Raw genomic sequence first — 6,809 nt, forward strand, 5'->3', positions numbered from 1 at the left:
AATGTTCCTCTAATATTGCTCGCTTTTCATAATATCCTAAGCGCCTTCGTGGCTCTGCTAATTTATCCATTGACTCTCCTTTTCATGATGGAAAAGTGTCAACTTGAAATGGGGGTTAGGATCAATTTAAATAAAAGTTAATTAAATATAATAAAATATTTTATATTTAATTTTGAATTTAAATACATTTTCAAAATAAAATTGAAAATAAAAAATGTTATGTATTATATTTAATTAATATATAACTATTTAATAATATTGAATTAAATTAACTAATCAATTCATGAAAGAATATTCTATTTTAATCTATTTGTAATCTTATGAAATAATTTTATAAAAAACAAAAAATTGCTAGCATAATGCACTTAATTATAGCATTATAGTATAACGTACACTTTCGGTATGCTTTTAAATTGAGAATTAGGAGCGCGTTTTGAATAAAGATAATAATTATATAGAGCTACATTCACCCGCTCTTTTAAAAGCCTTACAAAGAAGAAAAGAATATTTTCAAGCACTTACTGAAGATAAAAAAGAAGAAGCTTATAAGTTTCAAGAATTTATTGATAATGAGCTAAAAAAAAGCAGGAAATCAAAATAATAGAATGTCTATTATTCAGCAAATGATGAAAGAGCAATTAAGAGAACTTCATAAACAATCCTCTTTATTATCTAGCTCTTTAAAAAATCTATCTAACAATTTATGCACTCTTGTACCTGAAGAACCCAAAAACTAAATAAAGAAATATTCAATTTATCTCTATATTCATTTATTCTCGCCCTTTCACTCCCTTAAAAATAATTGTAAAGTCGCTCACTGTTGAGACAATTGTCTTAAATGTATAGTGGGCTTGGTGCCCGTTTTTTCATATGGTCTTTTATATATTTTGGAGAGTTTCATGAATATTCATGAGTATCAGGCGAAGGAGCTACTATCCCGTTTTGGTTTAAGTATTCCTAAAGGCAAACTTGCATATACTGCTACGGAAGCAGAATGGGCTGCACGCAGTCTTTCTTGTGGAAAAGATGGCAAAGTTGCTGTTGTTAAAGCTCAAGTTCATTCAGGTGGCCGTGGAAAAGCTGGTGGAGTAAAATTAGCGAAAAGTCCAGAAGAAGCATTTTCTATTGCAGAAAAAATGCTTGGAATGACTTTAATTACAAATCAAACAGGTCCTCAAGGCAAAAAAGTAAATAAACTTTTAGTAGCTGAAGGCTGTGATATTGATAAAGAATACTATTTTGCTCTTGTTGTAAATCGTGAAACAGCAACAATCGGAATTATGGCTTCTACAGAAGGCGGAATGGATATAGAGGAAGTTGCTGAAAAACATCCAGAGAAAATTATAACAGCAGACATTGATCCTACTGTAGGCCTTCAAGAATTTACAATTCGTAAATTGAGCCTTGGATTAGGTTTTGGCCTTGGAACTCCATTAGCAAAAGATTTTGCGAAAACTTTAAAAGGATTATACCAAGCATTTTTAACATATGATTGCTCCATGGTAGAAATTAATCCTCTTGTATTAACTAAACAAGGTAATATTGCCATTTTAGACTGCAAAATGAGTTTTGATGAAAATGCTTTATTTCGTCATCAAGACATTGCAGATTTACGTGATTATGAAGAAGATGATGCAAGAGAATTAGAAGCATCAAAATATGGTTTAAGTTATGTTTCTTTAGAAGGTAACATTGGTTGCCTTGTAAACGGTGCTGGATTAGCAATGGCAACTATGGACATAATTAAACAAACTGGCGGTCAGCCATCAAACTTTTTAGATGTTGGTGGTGGCGCTAATCAAGAAACAGTTACTCAAGCATTTAGAATTATTTTACGTGATAAAGCTGTAAAAGGTATATTTGTAAATATCTTTGGCGGAATTATGAAATGTGATGTTATTGCAAATGGTATTGTTGCAGCTGCAAAAGAACTTGGATTAAAAGTTCCACTTGTTGTTCGTCTTGAAGGTACAAACGTAGAACTTGGTAAAAAAATTCTTAGTGAATCTGGGTTAAATATTTTAAGCGCGTCTTCAATGGCTGATGGTGCACAAAAAATAGTAAATGCTGTAAAGTAACAAAAGATTAAAAAGGGTTAAATATTATGTCAATTCTCGTTGGAAAACAAACAAAACTTATATGCCAAGGAATTTCAGGAAGTGCAGGCAAATTCCATTCTGAAAAATGCGCAGAATACGGAACAAATTTAGTCGGTGGAGTTGTTCCTGGAAAAGGGGGCTCTTCTGTTTTAGATCGCCCTGTTTTTAACACTGTTGCAGAAGCTATGCATAAAACAGGTGCAAATGCCTCTATGATTTTTGTGCCTCCTCCTTTTGCCGCCGATTCCATTCTAGAAGCAATTGATGCTGGAATAGAACTTATCGTTGCTATTACTGAGGGAATTCCAGTTTTAGACATGTTAAGAGTAAAAAAAGCTCTTTTAAATGCTGGTGGTCGCACTCGTTTAGTGGGACCTAATTGTCCTGGGGTTATTACTCCTGGTGATAAATGTAAAATTGGAATTATGCCTGGCCATATTCACTTGCCAGGTAGAGTTGGAATTATTAGTAAGTCAGGAACATTAACTTATGAAGCGGTTGGGCAAACTTCTGCTTTAGGAATAGGCCAATCTACTTGTGTTGGTATTGGTGGCGATCCTATTAATGGCACAAGCTTTATTGATGTTCTTGAAATGTTTCAAAAAGATCAAGATACCGATGCTATCATCATGATTGGTGAAATTGGCGGCAATCTTGAAATAGAAGCTGCAGAATGGATTAAAAGAAATATGAAAAAGCCTGTAGTAGGCTTTATTGCGGGACAAACAGCTCCTAAAGGCAAACGTATGGGCCATGCTGGCGCTATCATTAGTGGTGGCAAAGGAACTGCAGAAGAAAAAATTGAAGCCATGAAATCTTGTGGGTTGCATGTTGCTATGAGTCCTGCTGATATGGGTATTACTCTTAAAAAAGCTCTAGGTATTTAATTTGACAGTAATATTTGTAAACTTTAACCCTTTTTGATATTCTTGATTTTAGAAAAGCTCTATAATTAGGAATATTAAAATGTCCGTATTTAAAAATGAAATTTATAAGAACTCTCGAATGAGGGAGTTCTTATTTTTTTTCTTTATTATTTTTACAATTATATTTATTTTACTTGAAATTAAAAATGGTCGTTATTGGCAAAGTGATTTTGAAGTTTATTATAAAAGCGCAAAACGCGCATTGTTAGGTGAAAATCTTTATCGTCCTGACGAAGATGGTTTTTATCGTTTTAAGTATTCCCCTTTTTCAGCTTATTTATTTATCCCTTTTACTTTATTGCCTTTTACATATGCAAAGTATTTTTATTCCTTTTTTATTTCTCTTTTAATGTTTTTTAATTTTTTGTATTGCTTTTTATTAGGAAGTGAAATTTTAATTAAAAAATAAAAAAAATATAACTTCATATTTAATTTTAGTATTTTTGTTTTCATTATTACCATTAGGTGTTTTTTATGTGAGAGAATTGCACTTGGGGCAAATAAATATATTTTTGCTTTTTTTATATATTTATTCCTTTTATTTGTTAAGGCATAATAATAATATGTCATTTTTTGTTTTGGCAATTTCATGTTTTATAAAACCTTATTTTTTAATATTTTTAATGTATTTTTTATATCAAAAAAATATGAAAGCAATTATTTTAACTATTATATCAGTTTTTATGATAGGTTTTTTTCCTTTAATAACGTATAAATTTAAAGTATTTATTGAGCAAAACTATTTATGGTTTAATGAGCTTAAAATCGAAATATTTAGACAAGGTTCTGTTTCGGGTGATTCAAATATTTCACTATTTTCTTTTATCGATAAATATTTTTCAATTGGTTTAATTGACTCTATTATTATAAAAAAATTGTTAATCATTTCTTTATGTGCTTTGTTTTTGCTTTATTTCTTCAATAAAACCAAAATTTTATTAACTGAAGAATTAAAATTATTTTATGATTTTTCTATGTTGTGTATTTTTATTTCGCTTTTAACATCAAATGGGAAAAGTGTTTATATTTTATTAATGCCAAGCATTTTTATAATTTCATCAATAATAAGTAAGCATAATTATTTTTTAATCGTTTTATTTTCTATTTCAAGTGTTATATTAGGATTAGACATTGGAGATGGTGGAGTTTACACGAAATGGATTCGAACCTATTACCTTTTGCCATCAAGTGGGCTTATTTTAATAATTTGTCTGCTAATTTCATTGAAAAAAGCCAATTTAAATTATTTTTCTGATCCAATACCTTTATCTGAATCTTTGCCGTTAACTAAATAAGTTAAGCTAAAATCCGACTTCTATTTTTTAGAAGGAATGAGTTTTGATAATAAAATTACTTCTTTTTTACATATAAAGTTTTTTCGACCTTTGCTATAAGCTCGCCTTTATCATCAAATATATATACTTCTTTATTAAATAAGTGTTTCTTTTTGTTTTGGCAATTGTGCTTAATTTCATCTAATTCATCAGAAGTAAATTCAAAATGCGCTTTGACCGTTCCAACACCTGGTTTCATAAATTCAATTTTAGATGCTTTATCCCAAATAATATATTCAGACCCTAAAGATTTTATTAACATTAACATATAAAAAGGATCTGTCATTGAAAATAGAGATCCTCCAAAGTGTGTTCCTACAAAATTTTTATTGAACCAAGATAAATTCATTTCGACATCTAGCTTTAAAAAATCGTCGCTTATATTAGTAACCTTAATTCCAGCTCCTAAATAAGGGGGCCAAAAACGCAACATTTTAAAAAGAGTATTGGCAGGTAATTTATTTTTTAATTTATCAATAATATTCATTATATTTCCTTTTTTATAATATAAAAAAACAATAAGTAGTAAAGTGTATCATATTGTTTGAAAAAATAACAGGGTTTAAATTTATAAATAAGTTGTAAAATTATAACATATTTATAAAAATAATTAAATAAATAATAAAAATATAATTAAATGTAAATATATTTTTATTTACTTTAATTTAAAAAAAAAATTTAAATTTTGCTGAATAAAAAATCAAGCTATTGTAGTCAAATTGTTTGGGGGGATATAAGTATGAAAAAATTATTATTTTGTTATTTGTTATTTTTTGTTCATTTTAGTGCATTTTCTATTCCAGATTCCTGTAAAAATACAGTAGAACATAAATGCATTACGATTTATGGGGAAAAATTAGGAGAGAATAATGGAGTTGAAGCATATTCGAATTGCCGCTCTTTATGTGTAAATCCTGAACCTAATAATATATCTGGGAAATCTCTTTCTTTAAATAAAGATGTTTATACAGGGATTAAATGGCAGTGTGTTGAGTTTGCTAGAAGATGGTGGATTCGTCAAAAAGGAATTACTTTTGGTTCGGTTGAATCAGCAAATGAAATTTTTGACTTGAATAATGCAGAAAAATTAAATTCAAAAGAATTAATTATTTTAAAAAAAGAAAAAAACTTTTCAAATAATGTTCCTAAAGTTGGCAATTTAATTATATATAAGAAATATTCTGACTTGCCATATGGACATGTTGCTGTTGTCGTAAATGTAGATACAAAAAAAGGTTATTTAGATTTAGCAGAAGCAAACTATTACAATGAAAAATGGGAAGAACCCAATAAATACGCCAGACGAATTAAATTAGAACTAAAAGATAATAAATATATTTTATATGATATAGATTATGCAAAATTTGATCCTTCGAAAAAAGACAACCAAGCAAAAGCAGAATTAATTTTAGGCTGGGTTAATCCAGAGATGTAAAATTTAATTAATAAGTTTTTCTATTGATATATCTTTTGTCGATTTAGCAAAATCAATTAAGGTACGTTCTTTTGGAATTTTTGCAATTGGCAATGTAAAAATAAATTCTACAGAACATTTATTCATATCTTCATTATATTCGGAAGAACAAAATATAGTTCCACCGTGTGCACGAATTATTTTTCGTACGATAGCAAGGCCTAAGCCTGTTCCACCTAATTTATTATAAGTAAAAAAGGCGTCAAATATTTTTGCAGATTTTTCTTTTGAAATATAGCTTCCATTATTTCCTATACAAAACTCAATAAATAAATTTTCATTTATTTTTATTTCTTTTGTTTTTATCCATATTTTTCCTGATTTATTTATAGCTTCAATGGCATTAAATATGATATTTGAAAAAACCCTTTGTATTTTATTTTTATCGACATTGAATTGATAACAATGATTAAAATCATAGTTGAATTCTATATATTTTTTATTTTCTGTCAATAATAATTCATTTATAACTAATTGTATTAAAAATTCAGGTGTCATTGCTTCCATTTTAGGAATGGCCTCAGATCCAATTTCTAAAATATCTGAAATTAAATTATCAACTGAGTTTTTTGCTTGATTCATAAAAGGAAGGCTGGTTGTTAAAATTAATTTTACCTTTTCAAAATCATCCTCTTTTTCAATAGTATCAATTAATAATTTAATAATAGAAAATGGTTTTCTGACATCATGTGCAAACATTTTTGTTGAATTTGCTATGGCATCATTTATTTGAGATTTTATTAAAACGTTGTTAAGATTATTTTTACTGGAGTATAAATTTTCAGACATTCCAATTAAATTCTCACAAATTTTATCGATTTCTTTTGTGCTTTTTACTATTATATAATCTATTGATCCTCCCCTAAGAAAGTAGACACCCAGATCCGAAAAAAACTTATAGGAAAGAGGTGTTGAAATGGTGTTAACCAAAAGAAGGTATACAAGCGAATTCAAGCAAGGGGCGATTGAGCTTACA

At 28.5% G+C, this 6,809-nt stretch carries 9 protein-coding genes; 7 read left to right on the forward strand and 2 right to left on the reverse strand.

The annotated features are described in order from the left end of the window. Positions 1-433 precede the first annotated feature (433 nt). The 6 genes from ACIQ56_RS13005 (at position 434) to ACIQ56_RS13030 (ending at position 4,320) form a co-directional block, all read left to right on the forward strand. Positions 434-601: a hypothetical protein gene (locus ACIQ56_RS13005; protein WP_397601485.1), complete on the forward strand. Its 168-nt coding sequence runs from the start codon at positions 434-436 to the stop codon at positions 599-601. 4 nt (positions 602-605) lie between these two features. Next, positions 606-737 carry a hypothetical protein gene (locus tag ACIQ56_RS13010; RefSeq protein ID WP_397601486.1) on the forward strand — a complete coding sequence of 44 codons (132 nt, stop codon included), beginning with the start codon at positions 606-608 and terminating at the stop codon, positions 735-737. Between the two features lie 162 nt (positions 738-899). After that, on the forward strand, positions 900-2,078 hold the full coding sequence (gene sucC, locus ACIQ56_RS13015; RefSeq protein ID WP_397601487.1) for an ADP-forming succinate--CoA ligase subunit beta: 1,179 nt from the start codon (positions 900-902) through the stop codon (positions 2,076-2,078). 26 nt (positions 2,079-2,104) lie between these two features. Then, entirely contained in the window at positions 2,105-2,986 is an 882-nt protein-coding gene (sucD, locus tag ACIQ56_RS13020; protein ID WP_153420019.1) for a succinate--CoA ligase subunit alpha, read from the forward strand. A gap of 79 nt (positions 2,987-3,065) precedes the next feature. Then, complete coding sequence (locus tag ACIQ56_RS13025; protein WP_397601488.1) at positions 3,066-3,434, forward strand: hypothetical protein; 369 nt, start codon at positions 3,066-3,068, stop codon at positions 3,432-3,434. 67 nt (positions 3,435-3,501) lie between these two features. Further along, the gene (locus ACIQ56_RS13030) at positions 3,502-4,320 is read left to right on the forward strand and encodes a glycosyltransferase 87 family protein (RefSeq protein WP_397601489.1); all 819 of its coding nucleotides are present in this window, start codon (positions 3,502-3,504) and stop codon (positions 4,318-4,320) included. Between the two features lie 55 nt (positions 4,321-4,375). Here ACIQ56_RS13030 and ACIQ56_RS13035 read toward each other — a convergent pair whose 3' ends face one another. Beyond that, entirely contained in the window at positions 4,376-4,846 is a 471-nt protein-coding gene (locus tag ACIQ56_RS13035) for a DUF4442 domain-containing protein (protein ID WP_397601490.1), read from the reverse strand. Positions 4,847-5,098: 252 nt separating this feature from the next. On the opposite strand from ACIQ56_RS13035, the gene ACIQ56_RS13040 reads away from it, so the two are divergent. Next, entirely contained in the window at positions 5,099-5,794 is a 696-nt protein-coding gene (locus ACIQ56_RS13040) for a CHAP domain-containing protein (protein ID WP_397601491.1), read from the forward strand. A gap of 3 nt (positions 5,795-5,797) precedes the next feature. Here ACIQ56_RS13040 and ACIQ56_RS13045 read toward each other — a convergent pair. Next, positions 5,798-6,809, reverse strand: a 1,012-nt coding sequence (locus ACIQ56_RS13045) for a sensor histidine kinase (RefSeq protein ID WP_397601492.1), incomplete at its 5' end; no start/stop codon positions are given.

It is taken from the genome of Silvanigrella sp. (assembly GCF_044369315.1).
Classification (GTDB): Bacteria; Bdellovibrionota_B; Oligoflexia; order Silvanigrellales; family Silvanigrellaceae; genus Silvanigrella.